This is a genomic window from Chitinophaga polysaccharea (genome assembly GCF_902150045.1).
Taxonomy (GTDB): domain Bacteria; phylum Bacteroidota; class Bacteroidia; order Chitinophagales; family Chitinophagaceae; genus Chitinophaga; species Chitinophaga polysaccharea_A.
Window position 1 is genome coordinate 1,061,696 of sequence record NZ_CABFVU010000001.1, and the last position, 23,087, is coordinate 1,084,782.

General features: G+C 46.3%; 14 protein-coding genes and 1 tRNA gene. 4 read left to right on the forward strand and 11 right to left on the reverse strand.

All coding sequences use genetic code 11. The features are described from left to right. Positions 1-38: 38 nt before the first annotated feature. Positions 39-2,903 carry a hybrid sensor histidine kinase/response regulator transcription factor gene (locus FN124_RS04280; protein ID WP_260607321.1) on the forward strand — a complete coding sequence of 955 codons (2,865 nt, stop codon included), beginning with the start codon at positions 39-41 and terminating at the stop codon, positions 2,901-2,903. Between the two features lie 63 nt (positions 2,904-2,966). Here FN124_RS04280 and FN124_RS04285 read toward each other — a convergent pair whose 3' ends face one another. The 4 genes from FN124_RS04285 to FN124_RS04300 all read right to left on the reverse strand — a co-directional run bounded on the left by FN124_RS04285 (position 2,967) and on the right by FN124_RS04300 (position 9,672). Beyond that, positions 2,967-3,158 (reverse strand): cold-shock protein, encoded by a 192-nt coding sequence (locus tag FN124_RS04285; RefSeq protein ID WP_142683533.1) that lies wholly within the window; start codon positions 3,156-3,158, stop codon positions 2,967-2,969. A gap of 142 nt (positions 3,159-3,300) precedes the next feature. Further along, positions 3,301-5,217 (reverse strand): SusD/RagB family nutrient-binding outer membrane lipoprotein, encoded by a 1,917-nt coding sequence (locus FN124_RS04290; protein WP_142683534.1) that lies wholly within the window; start codon positions 5,215-5,217, stop codon positions 3,301-3,303. Positions 5,218-5,235: 18 nt separating this feature from the next. After that, the gene (locus tag FN124_RS04295) at positions 5,236-8,352 is read right to left on the reverse strand and encodes a SusC/RagA family TonB-linked outer membrane protein (RefSeq protein ID WP_142683535.1); all 3,117 of its coding nucleotides are present in this window, start codon (positions 8,350-8,352) and stop codon (positions 5,236-5,238) included. Positions 8,353-8,472: 120 nt separating this feature from the next. Next, positions 8,473-9,672 (reverse strand): ROK family protein, encoded by a 1,200-nt coding sequence (locus FN124_RS04300; RefSeq protein ID WP_142683536.1) that lies wholly within the window; start codon positions 9,670-9,672, stop codon positions 8,473-8,475. A gap of 454 nt (positions 9,673-10,126) precedes the next feature. Here FN124_RS04300 and FN124_RS04305 point away from each other — a divergent pair, with 454 nt between their 5' ends. Further along, positions 10,127-10,324, forward strand: coding sequence for a KTSC domain-containing protein (locus tag FN124_RS04305; protein ID WP_142683537.1), 198 nt, complete (start codon positions 10,127-10,129; stop codon positions 10,322-10,324). A gap of 132 nt (positions 10,325-10,456) precedes the next feature. Here the strand turns inward: FN124_RS04305 and FN124_RS04310 are convergent, their stop codons facing one another. From FN124_RS04310 to FN124_RS04335, 6 genes are all read right to left on the reverse strand, one after another. Further along, complete coding sequence (locus FN124_RS04310; RefSeq protein ID WP_142683538.1) at positions 10,457-11,593, reverse strand: TlpA disulfide reductase family protein; 1,137 nt, start codon at positions 11,591-11,593, stop codon at positions 10,457-10,459. A gap of 18 nt (positions 11,594-11,611) precedes the next feature. Further along, positions 11,612-13,126 carry a RagB/SusD family nutrient uptake outer membrane protein gene (locus tag FN124_RS04315; RefSeq protein ID WP_142683539.1) on the reverse strand — a complete coding sequence of 505 codons (1,515 nt, stop codon included), beginning with the start codon at positions 13,124-13,126 and terminating at the stop codon, positions 11,612-11,614. A gap of 17 nt (positions 13,127-13,143) precedes the next feature. After that, positions 13,144-16,605, reverse strand: a complete 3,462-nt coding sequence (locus tag FN124_RS04320) for a SusC/RagA family TonB-linked outer membrane protein (RefSeq protein WP_185937085.1) — start codon at positions 16,603-16,605, stop codon at positions 13,144-13,146. 336 nt (positions 16,606-16,941) lie between these two features. Then, positions 16,942-18,129 (reverse strand): FecR family protein, encoded by a 1,188-nt coding sequence (locus FN124_RS04325; protein WP_142683541.1) that lies wholly within the window; start codon positions 18,127-18,129, stop codon positions 16,942-16,944. 88 nt (positions 18,130-18,217) lie between these two features. Next, complete coding sequence (locus FN124_RS04330) at positions 18,218-18,805, reverse strand: RNA polymerase sigma factor (RefSeq protein WP_142683542.1); 588 nt, start codon at positions 18,803-18,805, stop codon at positions 18,218-18,220. A gap of 171 nt (positions 18,806-18,976) precedes the next feature. Continuing rightward, complete coding sequence (locus FN124_RS04335; protein WP_142683543.1) at positions 18,977-19,819, reverse strand: rhomboid family protein; 843 nt, start codon at positions 19,817-19,819, stop codon at positions 18,977-18,979. 175 nt (positions 19,820-19,994) lie between these two features. Between FN124_RS04335 and FN124_RS04340 the strand changes: the two genes are divergently transcribed. Both FN124_RS04340 and FN124_RS04345 read left to right on the forward strand, forming a co-directional pair. Further along, positions 19,995-20,068 (forward strand) — tRNA-Asp (locus tag FN124_RS04340). Positions 20,069-20,563: 495 nt separating this feature from the next. Beyond that, a complete protein-coding gene (locus FN124_RS04345; protein WP_142683544.1) occupies positions 20,564-21,019 on the forward strand; it encodes a hypothetical protein in 456 nt (151 codons plus the stop codon). Between the two features lie 335 nt (positions 21,020-21,354). Here the strand turns inward: FN124_RS04345 and FN124_RS04350 are convergent, their stop codons facing one another. After that, a complete protein-coding gene (locus FN124_RS04350; protein ID WP_142683545.1) occupies positions 21,355-23,001 on the reverse strand; it encodes a recombinase family protein in 1,647 nt (548 codons plus the stop codon). Between the last annotated feature and the right edge of the window lie 86 nt (positions 23,002-23,087).

Here is a 23,087-nt window from a genome sequence, read left to right on the forward strand (position 1 = left end):
CTTTTGAAATTATAACAAAGTGCATAATTTCATTTATTATGCTGATAAATAACAATTTATATATCATTACAGATATATTACCACAGGATCTCTTTCAATTTTGTATCATTGTTTTTAGAAATAGGACCAAAATTATTCCCACATTGCCAGCACGATATCTCTATTTAATATGTCTTCCCCTGTTATTATATATAACAGGATGCCGCCCGGAAACAGGGCCGAAGTACCGGATTGGGTTTTCCCAGTGTACCGGTAACGACGACTGGCGCCGGAACATGCTTACGGAAATGAAGCGGGAGCTTTTTTATCATCCGGAGATGCAGTTACTGTATCGCGACGCAGAAAGCGACAGTAAACGGCAGGTGCAGCAGATCCGGGAACTGCTGGCAGGGAAAATTGATATACTGGTAGTATCGCCCAATGAGGCAGCGCCATTGGCGCCGGTAATTGCCACCGCCTATGTCCAGGGCATCCCGGTGATCATCCTGGACCGCAAGGCCGCCACTGATTCCTTCACCGCTTATATAGGGGGCGATAATTACAACATCGGCAAACTGGCGGCAGAATATATAGCTGCACAATTGAACGGGCATGGACGCATTATAGAAGTAACGGGGCTGCGGGGCTCTTCCCCTACAGTAGAACGGCACCAGGGGTTTCATGATGCGCTGCTACGCTATCCCGGCCTGAAAGTGATAGCCACGCTGGAAGGCAGCTGGGTAGCTGATAAAACCCGGGAAGCCGCTGCGCGCAACGATTCCGCTGTGCAGCAGGCCGATATCATTTTTGCGCAGAACGACGTAATGGCGTATAGTATGTACCGTTATTGCCGGGCAAAAGGCAACATGCATACCCGTTTCATCGGCGTAGACGCTTCGCCCTACCCCGATGCCGGCATAGACCTCGTATCCCGCGATATCCTCAGCGCCTCCCTGCTGTACCCCAGCGGCGGCAAAGAGGCCATCAGCATGGCCGCCGATATACTCTCCGGGAAAAAGGTGCCGCGTAATACCCTGCTGCAGACTGTACTGATAGACAGCAGCAATGTAAAGCTGATGCGGTTACAGATAGATAAGATCCAGGCCCAGCACCAGGAAATAGAACAACAGCAATCGTTGCTGCAGGAACAACGCTCCCTGTACCAGGACCAGCAGCACCTGCTGCGCATAGTGGTAACCACACTGGGCATTGCTTTCCTGCTGGGCATCGTGCTGTTCTTTATTTTACGCACCAACAGGCGGATTAACCGGCAACTGAAGCAGCAACGGGATGAGATCCTCCAGCAGCGTGACCAGCTGGTGGAAATGACCGCCAGGGCCCAGGAAGCCACAGAAGCCAAATTCACGTTCTTCACCAACCTTTCACATGAGTTCCGCACCCCGCTCACACTGATACAGGCGCCGCTGGAAAACCTGATGGGCAGCAGGCAACTCTCTTCCCCGCAAAAACAACAGCTGGAGCTGATGCGCAGAAACGTAACGCATCTCATGCGCCTGGTGAACCAGTTGCTGGAATTCCGGCGGATCGAAAGCGGGAAACTGCAGCTGAAAGTAGCTGAAAACGACCTGCCCGGCTTTATGCTGGATATAATGGAAGCCTATAAAGGCATTGCCGTAAAAAAACATATCGACTTCCGCCTCATCAGCCGGCAGCCGGGCATTAAAGCCTGGTTCGACCAGCACCTGTTTGACCGGGTGCTGTATAACCTGCTGTCCAACGCGTTTAAATTTACGGGCGACTATGGCAAGGTGCATATCTATCTTGAACAGCCCGGGGCCGGGCAGGAAGCAGTGATCCGTATTGAAGACGACGGCAGCGGCATGGATGAAAATACACTGGCGCATGCATTTGAGCTGTTTTACCAGAGCCGGAACAATGAACATAAAGGCACCGGCATAGGGCTGGCACTCACCCGGGAGATCATTTCCCTGCATCATGGCAGCATCAGCGTAAAAAGCAGCAAGGGCGCCGGCACTACTTTCAGTATCACCCTGCCCGGTACTTCCGCCCCTTTTGCCCCCGAAGAAATACAGCAGGAAGATGAGCACATGAACGTGATCAATCATTCCCTGCACGGCTATACAGACGACGATCTTAACAACACTCCCGCAGAGGAACTGCCGGCGTCTGTACAGGCACACCCGCATTCCGTGCTGCTGATCGAAGACCATCCCGACCTGAATCATTTCCTTGCTGATTTCCTCAGCGGGCACTACGAAGTGTTTCATGCCGGCAGTGGTGAAGAAGGGCTGAAACTGGCCTTTGAACATATACCAGACCTTATCCTGTGCGATATCATGATGCCCGGTATGGATGGCATACAGGTATTGCAAACATTGAAAAAGGATATCCGTACCTCGCATATTCCGGTGATCCTCCTGAGCGCCAATAGCAGCGAGGAACAACGGATAAAAGGGATGCAGCATAACGCAGACGCCTATATCAGTAAGCCCTTCCACCTGAAATATCTGGCAGAAAGCATCAGCAGCATGCTTAACAACCGGGCCTTGCTGAAAGATCATTACATCGCAGAACCCGAAACCCGGGTACACAGTGAACAATCCAGCAAGCCTGACCGCAGGTTTGTAAATGATTTCACAGCCATTGTGGAAAAGAACCTGGGCAACGACCATTTTGGTGTGGAAGACATCTGCCAGGAAATGGCTATTTCAAAGATGCAGCTGTACCGTAAGGTGAAGTTGCTGCTGAACTGCAATGTAAACGACTATATCCTGGAAGCGCGGGTAAAAAAAGGCAGGTACCTGTTGGTAAATTCAAAACTATCAATTGCCGAAATAGCCTATGAATGCGGCTTTTCATCCCCGGCTTATTTTTCGACGGTATTCAAGGCCCGTACCCAACAAACGCCTAAGGCATTCAGGGATAAGAAACAGGAAGGCTGATCATAAAAAAAGAGGGCTGATCATCTGATCAGCCCTCCTAGAAATAAGATAAGATATGTAAACTTAGATAACTTTTACGTTAACTGCATTCAAACCTTTTTTACCATTTTCTACTTCATACATAACGGTGTCGTTTTCACGGAGCTCACTGGAAGTACCGGAAATATGAACAAAAATATCCGGGCCACCGTTTGATGGGGTAATGAAACCAAATCCTTTGGATTCATTGAAAAATTTAACTGTACCTTGTTGCATTATATTGTATTTGTGCACAAGATAGTCTTAATTATCCATGCTACCTAAAAGAGTTTTTTAAAATACCGGCAGGGCTCACTTAAAAAAACAAATGGCCGGCCAGAGAGCTCTCCGGCCGGCTATTTTACAAGTGAACAGCAAATTATTGCTTAATGGCCCACCATAATGGTGTTAATACCTCATCGCCACCTGCTCCAAGGAAGCTTACAGCCTGGTTATATCCTGCCGCATTGGTATTCTTCAGGGAAGAAGGATACTTAATACGCTGCGGGAAGAATTTCACATTGCTGGTCATATAATTGGAAGCATTGAGTGCCGGCAATGTTACCAGTGGCTCTTCTACGTTTGGATTTTCGAAGAAAGGCAACCCAAGCCTGCGTTTATCATTCCATCCTTCCAGCGGCAGCCAGGGAACCTGCGCGATATACTTTTGAGTGATGATTTTTGTTAAGAGATCGTTTTTAACAGTACCGTTCTTATACAGGTTATTAACGGGGTATTTAATGGCCACTGTACCTGCAGTGCCTGTGTAACCGTTTTTGAAATCCATTGTATGCGTGGCCGGTGGCTCAGCAGTATGATCCCAGCTTACAGAAGTGCCTGTCATGTTATAATTGGTGGAAGTGAGATAGGCGCTCAGGAAACCATCTACTTTCCAGTATTCGAAACTCTGGGCGATACCTTTTTCGTAGGCAGCCTTGCCGCCCAGTGGTACCGTCCATCCTCTTACAGCAGCTTCCGCCAGCAGGAAATGTGTTTCCCATGGTGCAAAGAAGATACGTTTGTTGGTGCTGTTCCTGAATTGCTGACCCAAACGGGGAGCCGCCCCGGGGAAAGCCCTCCATTGGTTACGGGTGCCTTTTACGCCCCATGCACCGGCATTGGAGCCATTCCAGGCAAACTTACCATCCAGTTTCTTCACCACGTCTCCTTTGGCATCCAGGAGATTACGCGCGGTAGTTTCCCAGGTTGGCTGATCGTAGGAAGGGTATTTGCTGAAGTTAGGATTGTTGAAATCGCCTGCCGGAATAAATGCTTTGTATGCACGGGGATCAATGGTTTGTGGCAAACCATCAAACCAGAAACCGGCGAACGGATCATTGGTCATAGTGGAGAAATGATCTGTTAACTGCAGCCCCGCCCAGTTTGCAGGCCTGATATAAGACTGCAGGGAAACATCTACCTGGTCGGCAGTTTTTACGCCACCCAAACCGGTATAAATATTCTCCAGCGTTGTAGACAGTATCTGGGCGTTCCATTCACGGCTCATTACGCCGGTAAGCGCATCCCAGCCGGCTTTTTCCTGTACCTGGAAAATATCGTCCATGCTGGTCATTAGATCTCCTGCAGCTGCTGCTTCAAATTCAGGTTTAGCTTTACCGGGATCCACTTCAGACAAACGCATGGCCAGGCGTAACCGCATAGAATTGGCATAACGTTTCCATTTCATGAAATCATAACCGAAAGCAGGATCTGTTTTTTTCAGTTCATCTGAAGCAACGATGCTGGTATTTAATTTAGCACTGGCATCCTTTAATTCATCCAGCGCAAAATAATATACATCTTTTACGCTTACGAATTCAGGGTTAACGCCCTGAAATGCGTTGATGGGAATGGGGCCAAAATTGTCGGACAACTCGCTTAACAGGTAAGCGCGCCATATACGTGCTACTTGTTTCAGGTTGTCTGTATATGGTTTGGTATCTCCCGTTTTTGTTTTTTCATCCGCGATCTGGATAGCGGTGTTAATGCTGTTCAGCCAGGTGGAGCTGTAACGGTAGTATTCAGAAGACCATCCATCGTCTACCGCGCCGGAAGAGAGACCGCCGCTGAGGTGCTGGCGACTGGCAGTTTTCCAGTACAATACAAAAGAGCGTTCTGCAATATTCGGATCCATTTGAGCGCCAATGATGGAATTGTTGATAAAGTATTCCACCTGTACCTGGTTAAGGCTGGCATCTTTTGGATTTTGATTGATCTCTTCAAACTTATTACAGGCAGACATCACCATCGCAAAAGCAGTCAGCGCCCAACCTGATTTTATGAGTATCTTTTTCATTTCAGTTACAATTAAAAATTAAAAACTAAGGCTCAGGTTCACCAGGAAAGTGCGGGTGGTTGGAGGAGCACCGTTTTCAAAACCAGTGGCATTTGTACCTACCGCAAATACAGATTCCGGGTCCAGGCCGCGCATATGACTGGAAATCATCCATACGTTATTGCAGGATACACCTACCTTAGCTGACTGGATAGGTGTTCTGCCCAGTAATTTTTTTGACAGGTTATAGCTCAGCTGGATGTTCCTCAAACGGATATTGGAAGCATCATAAATATTGAGCTCAGAAACACCGAGGTTACCCACGTTGCTGTTTACCGCTTCCCAGTATTGCTGGGTGGTAATGGATTTGGTATTGGCAGTATATCCGCCGCTGCCATTTGACACTACGCCTGCAATCACCATGTCATTTCTCTGGCCACCCGGCGCTGTTACTTCCGCGGTTCCGCTTCTCTGCATCATTGCCTGGGTTACAGAAAACATGTCGCCACCAAAACGGGCATCAATCAGGAAGGCCAGGGTAAAGTTTTTGTAGCCAAAGCTGTTGGTGATACCAAGTAATGCTTTTGATTGCTGGTTACCCAAACGCACATTCTGTTCACCGCGCTGAGGGCGTCCTTCAGCAGTAAGCAGCAGCTGTCCGTAATGCTCGCTTTTTTCATCTGTTACACGAAGGAATTTGCTACCATAAATTTCTCCATACAGCTGGCCTGTAACTGCTACGATAGATACATCATCAAAGCCGCCCAGCTGGTACCTGTTCACATTATCAGCAGCAGATATTTCTATCACTTTATTCCGGTTCATAGACAGGTTAGCGGAAATATTCCAGAGAAAACCTTTGTCCAGGATTCTGGCATCTGCCATGATCTCGAATCCGCTGTTCTGAATATTACCGGCATTGATCTTTCTTTTTTCATAACCGCTGGCAGGGTCCATTGGCAGATCGATCAGCTGGCGGGTAGCATTGGATTTATAATAACTGAAGTCGATACCAAACCTGTTGTCCACAAAGCGAAGCTCAGCACCTATTTCATGGGATTTGATCAGCTCACTGCGCACGTTTGCATCGAAAAGGGTAGTTTTCCTGGAAGCAATCGGGTGACCGTTCGGATCCCTGTCGATGGTGTAGGTATTCAGTAACTGGTAAGGAGAAAGGCTATTACCTACTTCGGCATAGGAAGCGCGAAGCTTACCATAGCTAAGCCATTTGGGCAGGCTCTTAAACTGTTCTGTGAAAACATAAGAGAAGCTCACAGAAGGATAGAAGAAAGAGCGGTTGGCAGGGCTGAGCGTTGAAGACCAGTCGTTACGCATGGTTCCATCGAGGAACAGGTAACCATCCCAGTTTACGCCTACCGTACCATATACTGAATTAATGCGCTGTTCTGTTACTTCATCTGTAATACCGGGATTACCTTCAGAGTTTTTAATGCTGAACAGGTCCGGTACCAGCAGGGAAGCTGCGTTGTTGCTCAACCTGGAAGAATGCTGTTGCATCAGGTTACCGCCTACGCTTACAGATCCGCCAAAGCGGCTGAAAAGGTTATCTTTTTTAGCGGAGATCAGGGTGCTGTAGTTCAGCTCAGAGAAGGTGAATTTACCCACACTATAGCTGCCATTGGTAGAAAGCGGGCTGCCGGAATATGTTTTGGCTTCGGTGTTGGTAGTATAAATATCCGCACCTGCTTTTACTTCCGCATTTAACCAGTCGGTGAACTCGTACTTAATGCTTCCGTTCATGATAAAGCGGTTACGTGTATCTTCGTTCTGGCTGTAACGGCTTGCCCAGTATGGGTTCACCTGGTTACCTGTACCGTACCAGCGCATTTTGCCGAGTTCATTCAACGGGTCTTTAAACTGGGTGATATCCATAGTACCCGGCATGGTATACAACAGGGAAGAGTAGTTCCTGCTGTTTACACCGCTTGTAGGCCTGTTCCGGGCATCGGTATTGGAATATTGTACTTTAAAATCGGTAGATAAACGTTCGGATGTGCCGTATTTGGTAGTAGCCCTTGCCATGAGGTTTACCCTGGAAAGTTTTGTACCCGGAATCATGCTGTTATCGTTCATGTAGTTGAGGGAAGTATATACAGATGTTTTATCCAGCTGTTGTTGGAAGGAAATATTCTCATTGTGATTTACTCCTGTTTTATAAAAATTGCCGATGTTATTAAAGTAGCGGAGTTTTTCTGTTTTCCCGTTCCAGTTGGTAACATCCTGGCCTGTAATTTTTGGTCCCCAGCTGGTAGTACCAATCGGATCATAGTCGCCAACAGATCCCTGGCCAAAACTTTTCTGCATATCGGGATTAGTGAAAACACTTTCAAAACCCAGGGTGGATGATACGTTGATACCCATACCGGTTGACTTACGACCTGTTTTTGTAGTAACCAGGATTGCACCGTTACCGGCACGGCTGCCATACAATGCAGCTGCTGAAGGGCCTTTTAATACGGAGATGCTGGCGATGTCGTTTGCATTCAGATCAGCAAGACCGTTACCCATATCCAGTGACGGGTTCCAGAAATCGTTATTGCCATCTGTTACGCCTACGAAGTTATCGACAGGGATACCATCCACTACAATCAATGGCTGGTTGTTTCCTGTGAGGGAATTGTTTCCGCGCAGGTTAATTTTGGAAGAACCTGCAGGGCCGGTGCTGGAGCGGATTACCTGTAAACCTGCTATCACACCGGTTAGGGCGTTGGTAAGGTTTGGTTCATGCGCATCCACCAGTGTAGCGCTTTTTACTTCCTGCACTGCATATCCAACAGATTTTTTCTGACGGGTGATGCCCAATGCAGTAACTACCACTTCATTTAATCCTTTGGAAGCATCTTCCAGTACCAGGTTAAAATGAAGGGATGTACCTACCGGTACTTCTTTGGTTGTAAAACCGATGCTGGAAATAACCAATGTTGCACCAGGGCCTACCTGGAGTTTGAATGCGCCTTTTTCATTGGTTGTAGCACCATTGGTTGTACCTTTTTCAATGACTGTTGCATAGATAACGGGAGCGCCGGAAGCGTCTTTCAGGGTACCTGATACCCATTTTTTTTCCTGTGCGTAAACGCTTTGACAGCACACCGCTACTAAACATGTTAGCAGCAGAAAGCCTAGCCACCTTTTCATTACTGTGAATTTAGATGTGGATAAATAATCAAGGCATAGTTCCTCTGACAGCATGGGGAAGCCCTCATGCAGCAGGTAGTTACTGCCTCATTTTTGGATTGATATTACAAGTGAACGTGTTTAATACTCTATTTTACTAAGCTGGCCTTTATCGAGGTGTTCCATAACAAGTGCTGCCGCTCCAAGTCTTTCCGCCGCATACCCCAGAGGCGATATCATAATCTCTATATTTTCTGCAATTTTTGGTATACAATGCTCATTTAATGCATGCTGTACAGGTGCCAGCCATAATTTTCCGGCCAATGTTCCTCTCCCGCTTAAGATGATCAGGTTTGGATTTAACAAGTGAATAAGTATAGCGATGCCGCGCCCGATATGATAACCCGCCTGTGATAATAATTCCACTGCGTACTTATCTCCCTTTACCGCTGCATCCATTATTTTTCTAAACGTGTCGTCGCGGTTGTCCATCGACAAATTTTTCATAACGGTGGTTCTGCCTTCACTGATCCCGGCCACTGCTTTTTCTGCAATCACCGATAAAGATGTTTCTGTTTCCAGGCATCCCATTTTTCCACAACTGCAGATCTTATTATTGGTAAAAAGCGGGATGTGTGAGAACTCCCCTGCGAACCCGTTCTCTCCCCTGAAAAGATCTCCGTTCAGCACCATTCCCAAACCAATGCCCCAGCCTATATTAATGACCAGTGCATTTTGCCGGTTACGTGCTGCACCCAGTTTCCACTCCGCCAGCGCAATGAGACTGGAGTCGTTGTCAATAATCACCGGCACGCCGGTAAGCGCCTCCAGGTATTCATTGATACTGCCGTAGTGCCTGTCGAAAAAAGAGTAGTTGATACCTTTTGTTACATCTACAAAGCCCGGCATTCCAATACCAATGCCTGCAAACTTTTCCACCGCGATACCTGAAGCATCCATAAACGTTTTCAGCTCCTGTCCCAGTTGTGCGATCGCATCCGGATGCGCGGATAAATCCAGCGATACCAGGCGTTCCTCTCCCACTACCCGGTTCTGCATATCCAGTATACTGATACTGGTCACAAACTGGTCCATTGCTACGGACAGTATATACAGGTAGTCCGGTTTCACAGAGTACATCTGCGGACGGCGCCCGCCTGTAGAAATGGCATAGCCCGATTCCTGTACCAGGCCACTTTTCACAAGCTCATTCAAGGCTTTGGTGGTATGCGGAAGGCTCCTGCCGGTGAGCAGCGTGAGATCAGCACAAGACAACTCCCTGTTGAAGTAAAGGTGCTTTAATAACGTTTTTTTGAATGTTTCCTGGCGATCGGTCACCATTTAGATGATTGTTTGCTACAGTTTAAATCTACATCAATTTGGTACAAGTGAACAACATTAGAGTAAAATGCTGATTCAAGATAGGCAAACTTCCTTAAATCCTGCAAGAACTTTTATGAAAATTTTAATTAGTTGGACATAATTCTCCAAAAACTACAAGAACTCATTAAATAAATGTTAATTTTATATCAGTTTAAAGCAAAATAAATCCAGCGGTCTTCAAACAACAAACGTTTGCATCAACGCCGGACCAACAGGTAAAATCAGTGCTTATTTTCCATGAAAGCGATTAAACATCAGTTGAACCGGCACCTGTAACATTTCCATGCAGCGAGACCTGAGCGGCCGGCACAGCGGCACAAGGCGGTAACAACCAAAGATATTCCCGGTTTGGAGGACCATAAAATGCAGCCTGATAAGTGGCTCACGGTATGATAATTGATCCGGCGCAGATATGCCCTCTTCCGTGGTAGCCCATATGATTTATGACGCTGAGAAGCGTACGCTCCGGATCATATTTGTATCGGGGATGGTATATGATTATAAAGATGTACCCGAAAGCGTATACCTGGCAATGAAGTCGTCAGGCTCAAAGGGCATCTATCTTAACAAACATATCAAAGGGCATTACGACTTCGAAAAAATCAAATAAAAACAGCACGTTATCAAAAAACAAATGAAGATCCCGGAATTATTTATCCGGGCGCCGGAAGGAGATAATGCCCAACAAAAAGGATGTATCCTGTTTGGATACACCCTTTTTACAAACAACAGAGGATGGCAGTTAGTGTGGCAGTATTTCCGCCAGTTTTTTGTCCAGCTCTTCCCCGCGCAAATTCTTCGCTATAATTTTCCCGTTGGGATCCAGCAGGAAATTCTGTGGCACAGCCCGCACGCTGTATAATTTCGCTACCTCGTTTTCCCAGAACTTCAGGTCTGATACATGCGTCCACGTGAGCTGATCGGTATGGATGGCCTTCAGCCAGGCATCATGCCCGTTGGCCTGGTCCAGTGATACGCCCAGGATGGTAAAAGACTGGTCTTTATACTTGTTAAAGGCCGCCACCACATGCGGGTTTTCCGCACGGCATGGGCCACACCAGCTTGCCCAGAAATCAACCAGTACATACTTACCCCTGAAATCAGTAAGATTCACCGGCTTGCCCAGTGTATCATTTTGTGTGAACACAGGAGCAGTAGCGCCGATAGCAGTTTGCTTCCAGCCATTGATCAGCGCCGCCATCTCCTTCCCTTTCGTGCTTTCTTTTACGGAAGCCGAAAGTGTATTAAACAGCGTTTCCAGCTCCGCAGGATTTTCAGGAATTGAGCTGGCGCTACTCTGCAGGGCATCGATGCTCACCAGCGATTTTGGATTTTCTTTGATGAATGCCTGGTAAATCTTTTTCTCTTCATCACGGATGGCTTTACCTTTTTCATCGTAGGATTTTTTGAATTCAGGCGACTTCCGGGTTTCGTTGCTGGCAGCAATATAATCTTCCATCAGCTGATCCCGCTGTGCTGTGGTCTGTTTCAGCTTCGCCTGCAGGCGCTGCTGATCGTCGTTCAAACGGGAACCTTTTACGGTGGCGTTATACACGGAGTCTTTACCGCTGAGAACAATAGTGCCTTTTTCAAGATATACGGCCAGCATATCCGATTTGTACGACATCATATTGGTGGGTGGCCCGTGACGCAATACCAGCGTGGCTTTCACAGGATCACCCACTTTGCCTTTAAATTCAAATACGCCCTGCTGCAACGCAGCGGAATCCCTTATGGTAGTTCCGTTGGCCCTATAGGTCAGGAACAATTTGTCGGGTGCATTCAGGGTCCCTATTTTTCCTTTCAGTACATATACTCCATCCTGGGCCATAAGGGCAGCAGGGAATAAAGCCAGCATTGATACTAAGATGTGCTTCATGTGATATTGATTTATGATTTAAAATGGTCTTCCATCCAGCGGTATATTCCATTGCGGGTTAAACTTCAATACCACGTTGGAGATGGTTAAAATAAAATCTTTTGAATCCACCGTTCCCTCGTGTATTTCTGTTCCTATCCGGTGTTGTATCTTCTGTTTGCTCCAGGGTTTACCGGTTTCAAGGCAAAGCCTTTTCAGATCCAGGAAACGCTTGAACGATCCAAGCGGCAGCTCTCTTCTTCTTTCCTCCAGCACCTGGCTGATCACTTCATCCTGAGAGCCTGCGGACAGCGCAGGGGTACCTGTTTTATAACGGTAACGGCGCAACGTGTTCAGATCGGCGATGGCGGCAGACAACTGGTTGGTACGGGCATATCCTTCGGCGCGCATAAGCAGCAGTTCCGGGTAAGTGAAGCCTGCAGTCATGTTTGTTTTAGAACCGCGGTAATACTGGATCCGGTTGCCATCGTCATAAACAACATTATTATAAGTGGTTTTATAACCGGGTGCAGTTAAAAAGAAATATTTGAACCGCAGGTCATTGGCCTGGTCATACAATGCAATCACTTCATCGGAAGGATAGCTGGAAGAAGACTGGCCTGCGCCTGCATCAAGGTTCCGGTAGAACAGGTTCTCCCGGCTGTTGGCTGCATTCAGGAAATTATCCGGTCCTATAATAGTGCTGTTGATCAGGTTGGAAGGATCCGTCCATGAAAAGCTGTTATAGTCGTAGATGAGTTTGTCGGTCCCCCCTTTGCTGGCAGCAGTCCATGCAAGATTGGCGTAATACACTACACTGTCGTACTTCTGTGTAAACAAATGATAGTATGCCAGCAAAGCCTGGGCTGCCGCTTTATTGGGGCGTGATGGCCAGTTGGTTACTTCCGGCACATCCGGCAGGGCGGTGAGCACGTCGCCGGCCACCTGGGCAAAAGCCTGCTGCTGGGTAGACAGATCCGGCAACGGAGCGCCCATATCAGCACTGGTTACATATGGGATCGTTTTTGTATCGTTGGGTGTACCGGGCTTATACACAGGCCCATATACCAGCGTGGTGATAAAATACGACCATGCCCTGTTTACCAGCGCCTGCGCTACCACTGCTTTTGCATACTGCTGGTTTTCTGCGGTGAGATTGGGAATGGCCCGTACCCCATCTATCACGTTGTTGAAATAAGCCATGGACCGGTAGGTACCCCAGTCCCAGAAATAATCCGATGTAGCCGGATTCTTGTAAGGCTGCCTGAAAACATAGGCCCAGTACCGGTCGATGTTAGGATGGTTGTTTGCCTTATAATTGATATTTCCTATTCCCTCGGAAAGCGACAGGTTATCTGTTAAATAACCAAGATTACAACCGCTATTGTTGTCGACAAACACCCACTGGGCAATATTACTGTTATCCAGCAGGTGATCAAAATCGGCCACCTCCGAAGGGATCAGTTTTCCTTTGGGTTTTACATCCAGGAATTTCTGGCAGGAACTGACGCTTCCTGCTATGATAATAACGAGTATGAGTATACGCTGTTTCATGATCGCCGTATTAATTGTTAAAGACTGAATGATAACCCTACATAGAATTCGGGCCGCAGCGACAGGGAAGAGAATCCCTGTTCTGTAAACGCGCCGGTACCGCCCGACAGGTTCAGCTCTGATGTTTCAGGATCGCGGTGGTCGCTGTTGGCGGTGATCATAAACAGATTCCTTGTCTGGAAATAAATGCGTGTGCTGGTGAAACCAATACGTTTCAGCAGGCTGGGATTGATGTCATATGTTAAAGTCACATCGCGCAGCTTCAGGTAATTCGCACTTTCTATGAGTATATCAGAATAAGGGAAATAAAACATATCCATATTCCAGCTGCTGAGTTTCGGGTAAATGGTATGGGCTTCATCACCTGGTTGTTTCCATCTTTCCGATACATGTTTATTAAGAATATTAGATCCGCTGAAAGCATCTCTCCTTAACACATTCCCCATCTTTGCAATAAACATGAACGACAGGTCAAAGTTCTGCACGCGGAAGGAGTTGGTTAAGCTGATGGCATATTTAGGACGCAGGGTACCGCTATAGACCAGGTCGCTTACATCTACGTTACCACCGCCGCTTTTTCCTCCTTTAGTGGTATAGAACTGCGACACGCCGTTGTTATCCAGGCCGGCAAACCTGTAGCTGTACAGGGCATCCAGCGGATCGCCCGCTTTTTTGATGGCGCCGTTGGTGATATTGGAAGGATACTGGTAATTCACATTGTAAGTAACTACTGTATTATTATTGTAGCTGAAGTTGAGGAAGGTATTCCATACAAAATTGCGCTTACGCAACACATCCGCATTTACTGAAATTTCATATCCTTTGTTTTGCACTTCCCCGATATTCTTCACGAGTGAGCTGAAGCCCCTTGTAGGATCTATCGCATCGGATGCCAACAGGTCACTGCTGTTGCGCAGGTAATAATCTGCAGTTACATTGATCCTCCTGTTCAGCAGCGAAATATCCACACCAAAGTTGGTGCTTTTTGTTTTTTCCCAACGCAGCGAGTTATTGGGTGGAGAAGAGATACTGTAAGACACATCTCCCGTATAAATGGAATAACTGCCGGGGGCAATGATCAGGAAAGGACCTGAGTTCAGAGAGATATTTCCATTGATACCATAAGAGGCCCGCAGATCAAGCCGGTCGATGACCGGTATATTGAAGAATTTTTCCTGCGCCAGTTTATAGGTACCGCCGGCAGACCACAGCGGTTTATAGCGATAGCGGGGATCGGTACCAAAGAAGTTGGTCTGATCCAGCCGTATACTTCCACTGAGAATAAAGCGGTTGTCGTATTCATAGGAGCCATTGGCATACCAGGAAACAAAACGGTTGTCCTGGTAAGCATAATTGCCTATACTGGCTGTGGGCCTGCTGGTACCCAGCATATCTGCATTATAGGAACCTGCATTGTAATCGGCATAATTAAAAGTAGAAAACGTACCTGCCTGATCGTTATACCCGAAGCGGGTTGGCAGGGTATTGTTATCGAACGTGTTCCGGCTGATCTCATTACCTGCAATAGCGCTTACGCGGTGTTTGCGGGCGATGGTACGGTTGAAATTAAGTTGTGTGCGGAACATGTAGCTCTGGTTGAAATTTCTTGCTTCATTCACCACGGCCCCATCGGGGATATAGTGTTTGGAACTGTTGGAGACGGAAGTATTATCGTCATACCAGAGCCGCACACGGTAAGCCGTTTTATCGTACAGGGAACGGCTTTGTGCATCGCCGCGGCTCCAGGTACCTCCTGCTTCCACGTTCAAACCTTCCAGGAGCCTCACATTGATGCTGCCTCCCAGCCTGATCTGTAATGCTTTGGTACTGCTGGTTTCCAGTCCCAGGTCTTCCAAAGGATTATAGTAAAGTGGTTTCATACCTGTTAAGGCCGCATACCTGTCTTCCTTCTTCTGGTTTTTGGAAGGCACATTCTGCGGCTCTCCGGTAGCCGGGTCTACCAGCAGGTTATACGGCTGTATCAGCGAGGCGTTTGTGAATGCCAGCATATCCTGCCAGCCTCTTACCGGTGCAGAAGAAGTAGTATAGTTCACATTGGAGAACAAGCGGATATTCACGCCCTTGCGCGGCTGCCAGTCGTTCTTCACATCAAAGATGAGGCGGTTATCCGAATTGCGGACTGTATTATTCTGGTTAGACACATATCTTACCGCAGCATTGAGCATACTTTTTTCGCTGCCGCCGGTCAGGGAAATATTGTGCTGCTGTGTGAACTGGTTCCTGAAATAATATTTCTCCATCTGCGCCAGCCCATCATTTTTTTTCAGGGCATCCAGTTCCGCTGTCACATCTTTTTCGCTCATCCATCCCTGAGATTTTGCGATCATCAGGTAGTTTACCCGGGAGGTGCTCTGGTAGTTGTTGTAGCTGGTAAGATAGCTGTTAGGGGCCTGGTTGTACAGTTCAACTTCCGCATCTATATAATCAGCAGAAGAGGCCCTGTTGAGGTTAGACAGATCCGGTTTGAGCGTGATACCTGTAGACCCTTTATATTCCACCTGCAGCGCGCCTTTCCTGCCCGAGCGGGTGGTAATTACGATCACGCCGTTAGAGGAGCGTGCGCCGTAAATAGAGGCGGCTACCGCATCTTTCAGTACTGTGATCGATTCGATATTATCGATGTTGAGCGATTCCAGCCCTGCGCTGGAAGGATAGCCGTCTATTACCAGTAAAGGCGCACTGGCAGCGGTACCCAGCAGGGTAGACACGCCGCGTACTTCGAGGTTGCCTTCTTTGGTAAGCACCACGCCGGTGGCTTGTCCTTCCAGGGCCGATTTCACATCGGGTTTCAGTTTACTGCGAAGGCGATACGGATCTATCACGGAGAAAGATCCAGTGGCCCTTTCGCGGGAAATGGTCTGGTAGCCGGTGTTTACCACATCAATGGCGGTGAGCTTATTATTGGATGGTTTCAGCTGTATGCTGATAACTCCGCTTTTTCCTACTATGAGCTCCTGTTTTTCATAACCCACATAGGAGAATGATAATACCGCATTTTCATCTTTTACTACCACGGTATATTCTCCGTTGTTATTGGTTTGTGTGCCTTTGGAAGTACCTTTTACCATTACGGAAACACCGGGCAGCGGAACGCCGTTTTCATTGGTAATACGGCCGGTAATAACTATCTGTGCCGGCGCCACCGGCAATTCTGGCATGCGCGGAATGGTGCGGGTAACGGTAATGGTTTTGTCTTCAATGGCATATTCCAGGTTCTGCCCCATCAGCGAGGCGCGCAATAGTTCCTGGATGGTAACGTTTTTTACGTCCAGCGTAACGGGGCGGGTAGTTTGCAGTGCATCATAATTATAAAAAAAGATGTACCCCGTTTGCCGGTTAATGGTACTGAAGACCGTTGATAACGGTGTGTTTCTGACAGTCAGGCTAACCCGTTGCGCCGTGCTTTTGGCGCTCACCTGCAACATACCTGCCATTAGTAAAAGAGCAAATAACCTCATGATCCTCCAAATTTTGGTTGGCAGATTATTTTTTTTCATTGAGCCGGCAAATACCGGCATGTAAGATCTGCATTGGTGGTGATGCGTTCCGGAAGTGTTGATATACTGATGATCAGGCCTGCGGGCAGGGGAACACGATCCCTCCTCCCTGTTTTGGAACAAAGCAGTTAAAATCATACATTTGATTTCGGTGATAAAAATGAGTTTACACGAATAATTTATTGCCGCTAACCAGTGATGTTTGCCCATCACTGGTTTTTTTAATGGCGCTGGTTTTAGCTGATTATTTTCAATTCAATAGCTGGTCAGATTTAAGTGTTAAAAAATATGGCTTACTTACGATCGTAATACGGTTATTTTTCTTCCTTCTATTTTAAATAATACTCCATTTTTTTCCAGTAGCCTGAGAATGGCCGACAGTGGCAGGCTACGCTGCATCCCTCCCCCAAAGCGTATTTCAGGCGGCGTGCCTTCATACACCACTTCTATATCGTACCAACGCACCAGCTGACGCATGACGGTAGTGATATCTGCACGGTCGAAGATAAAAAAGCCGTTCTTCCAGGCTACCGCTTCCTGCACATCTGTATCTGAAACCGTGATGCTGCTATTACCCGTGATACGGGCCTGTTGCCCGGGCAGCAGTTTTTTTACCGTGCCATTGCGGCCTACGTTCACAGCGCCTTCCAGGAGAGTAACGGCCATGGACTGTTCGTTGGCATAGGCCATGATATTAAAATGTGTGCCCAACACAGTAATATCGGCGCCGTTGGCCTTTACCAGGAAAGGTTTTCCGGGCAAGGCAGCCACTTCAAAATAACCCTCCCCTGTGAGCTCCACGGTTCTGTTACTGCCCGTGAACGCCGTAGGGAAATGCAGTGAGCTGGCGGCATTGAGCCATACCCGTGTGCCATCCGGCAGGGTAAGCTGGTACTGGCCTCCCCGGGGAGTGCTTAATGTATTGTAGGTAACAACGGCGTTATTGCCGGCGGCATAATACTGTACCTGACCATTCCGGGTTTTGATAATGCGGGTATTGCCCTGCTGACCGAGAGTACCATTCAGGGCTTCATCCAGCGCAATGCGGGAGCCATCTGCCAGGGTGAGCATGGCTTTATTTCCTCCCGGGGCAATATCATTTTTATAGCGCTGGGCCAGTGCGGGCACCGGCTTCACAGTGGCTGCAGGGCGTAACAGGAAGTACAGCCCTGCTGCAAGCAACAGGCCGGCTACAAGGGCCGCGGCCCACCAGAAGCGCTGAATAGTTTTCACCGGCGCTACAGTTTCCACGAAAGGAGTGGTAAGATCTGTTCCGGTAATACTTTGCAGCAAAGCGTTACGGGCATCCATGTCCACTGGCTCTGTGCCGGCAGGCGCCTGCCACATCAGGTCTGTGAGCGCGGCCATGAGTATTTCCATGTTACCGTCGTCTTCCAGCAATGTGTACAGTTCTTCCTGCTCTGCGGGGGTTTCATTACCTGAAAGCCGCTGCTGTAATAAATATATGGCCCTTTGCTCCTGCATGCATAAAAAGAAAACCGGGATTTAAACGGTTCCCCGATATTAAGAATAAGCCGACGGCATAAAGGACCTATCTGCTTAAAAATATTTTTTACTTACAGATAAAAATCAGGTAAACAAGGGGAATAGCATGCCCGTTACGACGCAGATGCTCCCTTATGGCTTTCAGGGAAAACACCAGTGCATTTTTCACTGAGCTGGGCGACAGATCCAGTTCAGTGGCTATTTCCGGTATTTTCATACCCTGGTTGCGGCTCATCTGGTAAATGCGCCGGCGCTGCGGCGATAATGACATCACCGCCTCTTCAATGATAGCATGCAACTCCTTTAATGTGAGCCGCCGGGTGGCAGTATCGGTTTCGGTTTCTGCTGCAGCTACCGTACCCCGCAGCCGGTATTCAGTGGCTTCCTTTTTCAGGTAGGTATAACATTCGTTGGCCGCTACCTTATAAAGCCAGGCCCTGGGATGATCAATATCAGTGAGCTTGTCGCGGCTGAGCCATACCCGGAGGAAAGTAGCCTGGATCACCTCTTTGGCGCTCTCGGGCGATTTCACCATTTTCCGTATAAATGGCTCCAGTGTTATCAGGGAAGTATTGAAGAGGATACCAAATGCCGCTTCATCGCCCTCTGAAATGCGCTGAAACAGTGATTTGTCAATATAGGTACTATCGTGCATTATCGTTGCAGAATACGCTGATGATTGATGATAAGGTTGGTGGTATCGCTGCTAAAGTAATGAAAATTGGCACATAGGTAAAGTAAAATAATGGACAGTAATCTAAACGCCGGCAGGTATAAAACCATCGGCGCCCGGTTATCCGGTAAGGGCAAAGGCCGGCATTATTTATCAGCTTATCTGCCGGGAATACTGTTCCAGTTTTTCCTTTTCTGTTTTGGTTAAACTGTTGATGCCCTTGTGATGGATTTTGTCGAGGATAGCATCCAGCTCTTTCTGCCGGTTGGCTTTTTCCGCGTTATACAGGTCGTCTATATCTCCCTCTATATGATGCTGGTTATAGTAAAAGTTGTCTACCAGGAGCAGGTGAGGCTTATGGATAATTACATACATAAAAAATATGCAGGGCAGCGTAAGCGCAATAATAACGGCCATGTTTTGCAGGATAGCTTCCGGTGTTATCAATAACCCGATAAACATTCCTGCCATGGCGCCCCCGAGGTGCGCATCGTGGCCTATATTATCGCGGCGCGACTTAATACCATAAATCGAATATAATACATACCCGATGCCATACAGCCATCCGGGCAAGGGGAACAATCCGAAAAAGCTCACTATCATACCAGGGTACAGGGCAATAGCAGCAAAAATAATCCCGCAAACAGCTCCCGAGGCGCCTACTGCGCTGTAATCGCTTTCGCGGCGATGAATGTAAAGAGAAAGCAGGTTCCCACCTATGAGGCTTCCGGTGTAAATAGCTGTGTAGGCAACCGGCCCTGTATGTGCATCCAGCATTATGCTGAACAGGAACAGGGAAATCATATTGAATATAAGATGTTTCCAGCTTACATGCAGGAAGCCGGAAGTGATCAGACGCCGGTATTCCCTGTATAGCAGGATCCTTTCCACCTCAAACTCATACTTATTGAAAAGGGTGCGGCTTTTAAATCCTTTCCAGGATGTAAGCACATTAAGGAATATGATACCCAGGGTGATGATACCGGTATAGCTCATTTTATTGACGGGTCGTTTTCAAACACCGCTGCAATATGGGAAATACTTTAAATATATCAAAATCCGGATTGTTTGCAGTTTTCTTCAAAAAAATTTGGTTGTTTGAAAATATTGTTGCTACATTTGCACTCCCCAAAGGGGGATATAGATCGGCTGAAAGGCCCGTCTGTATTAAGGATCGGTAGTTCAGTTGGTTAGAATGCCGCCCTGTCACGGCGGAGGTCGCGGGTTCGAGTCCCGTCCGGTCCGCAGAAGGGAATCAAAAGTCAAATAAGATTTTTGGTTCCCTTTTTCCTTTTAAAGCACCGTAAATTAATTATTTACATTCGAACCTCACTATTATCCTCTTCCTTTTGCCTTAATTTTCCACTTTTAACTGCAAATACGGCAAACAAATTCATTATCAACAATTTAAACTCTATCAGTTGATAAGCAGCGACTGAGTGGCCTTATTAATACATAATGATACTGAACGGGAATCGAACCCCTTATTAGTATAAAATACCAATAGCTTATATATCTGCATTTAATAACAAATAGTCTTTTCTAACAAATCAATTAGAAATTCCAATTGGCCATTTAGCGCAAATCAGTCTTTTCTTAAGTTTCCAGAGAGCGTCCCTCCATTGATGAAAGCAAGAAATCCAAAACCCAATCATTCTATCAAATATTTTTTCAAATAAAACAAACAAGTTCTTGTTTGTTTTATTTGGGTTTAGTAATTTCGCACCAAACAGACACGTAATGGACCTCAATTCCCAATTGAACATAGATCTGCCCATAGAGACAATTTTGACTGAGAAGATAAAGTACCATCTGTCTCAGATCAGTCACCATAAACTTCAAATTGAAGAACTGGAAAAAGCTCTTAGCTTATTATCTAATAAGGGAATAGTACAGTCATTGCCACCAAAAAAGGCTAGCGGCTCCGCGTTGTATAATAATGATTTCAAAGTGAGCCAGAAGACCATTAGGCCTTTTGTAGAAAGCTACCTGCAGGAAAATAATGGGGCATACACAACCTCAGAAATATTCAATGGACTATTGACGTCAGAGATTGGAACAAAACTACAGGAAAGTAGCAGACGGGATTGCGTAGCAAGTATATCTTCGACACTCAACGCGCTTGTGTTGGTTAACAAAGTGATTGGGGAATTAACTGGAAAAGGTAGAGAAAAGAAATACAGATGGATACGCTAAAATGCATTCATTTACAAAAAAAAGCCCACCTGATAGTGGGCTTCTGTTACAAATCCTCTCGAGTATTCGTTCTAGATGATGGCAAAGATATACCATCGATCACATTAGAGTTCTGACAAAGATTATAAGCTCATTTCTTATTCTCCTCACGTCAGGTTTAGAAAGATCTCGAACTAAAGAAAACCACTGTATCACAGATAGTGGTCGCCCCATTTCTATGGGGCTTTTCTATTTACAAATGTAAGTAAAAAAGCTGTTTAATGAATATATTGACATTTCTTAGTTCCCTTAACAGGTTGCCAAATTTGAACGAATATCTCCACGCCCCTACCCAATCACGTTATTCTTAACACCAACAAAACCATATTAACCATAAAATCGAGAATATACTGCGCCTTTTGAGCATTAATGGTTCTACACCTTGATTGTTCATAGAACATTATCTCCGCTATCAGTTCCTCATTAATTGATTCCAGCTCATTAACCCAATTGAATCTCCGAGGCTCCTTAAACTCTTCCTGGCAAGCCACACCATATACCATCTGTGCTTGCCAGATTAAACTGTTGGTCATTTTTGGATGTTCTGATAATATAATTTCCTGGTCAATTAAAAGGTGTAGAAATTGCCTTTTATTGAGAGCGTCCGCGGTAGACCAAAACCAGCCAGGGTCATTTAATTTCCTTAGGGTCGATTTTAGGATATAATTAGTTGCTTTCCCTTTCTTTTTAGATTCTTGAAAGTTTATTGCAAGTTGCTTGATGTAACGCTCACAATCGACTTTTATGAGCTGGAAATCTTCAACTGTTATTTCATTCATTAACTGAAGCCTATTAGTCTTAACAATACGATCGATTAGCTTGTGTATGCTATTTGAGAGCAAAAGTTGTGTTCTATTAATATCTTCTTTTTCCTGCTGCAGAAAATGGCTCAGTATACGATGGAAGATATTTATATAGCCTTCACCAACAGTTAAGGTTTCGATTTCGTTTTGAAATAGCTGATTGACTTTGTCCGCAGAGGCTCTAAAATGTTTGCAATGTTGACAGTGATAATAGGAATAATATGTGTGTCGTCCTTTTGAACGGCTCCCGGTTAACCTCTTATGACATTGAGGACAATAGACAAAACCTCTTAAAATAAGTTGGGGGTTTAGGGATTCAGTAATCACGGTCTGTTTCCGTTTATCTTTCAGAGTCTGCTGTACCTGTTTAAATAGGAGTTCTGAGACTATTCCTGTATGCTTGCCGTTGACAAAGTGTGAAGGTTCGTCTTCAAAAGCTGGAACGTTGACTTTACCGCAATACGCCGGATTTTGTAGAATTCGCCAAAAATTACTTCTGCTGCACTGCATTCCCTGAGCAAGTAATTGTTCATATATAGATTGAACATTACGTTTTGGGTTGGCCGCGATAAGTATAAATGCAGTTTCGATAAATGTGGCCTCATTCTCTTTAATGCCCAGACATTTTTCTCCCTGACTGGTGTAAATATAGGTATAGCCTAAAGGTGGATGAGAAGTCCATCTTCCTTGTTCTCTTGCCTCATGTATTCCTTGCTTGACATTTAGCGAACGTCTTTCATTTTCCACTTCTGAGGTGGCAATATAGACTGCAAGCAGAATTTTGTTCTCTGGAATTGACAGGTCAAGCGGTTGATCGATTGCTTGTGTAACTATTCCCAGTTTTTTAAGCAGTGCAATTGTAGCGAAGGCCTCCGATGCATTCCTGCTAAACCTGTCCCATTTGGTAAATAAAAGAAAGTTCGGGAAAGAAATCTGCCGCTCTTTCAAGCTACGCATCAATTTGTTCCAACCGGGTCTATTGAATGTTTTAGCAGAATGATCTTCTCTAATAATATCAACGACTTGTATTTTGTATAGCGAGCAGTACTCCTGTAATTTCTTTTCCTGAAATGAAAGCGAGTATCCCCTGAGCGCCTGCTCATCAGTACTTACTCTAACATATAAGAATGCAGATGACATGTGCCAAAAACATTTCAGGTCAATTGACTAAGCCGTGGCACTTAGCTACTACAAAAGTAGAATAATTATCCCTATATCGAATTATC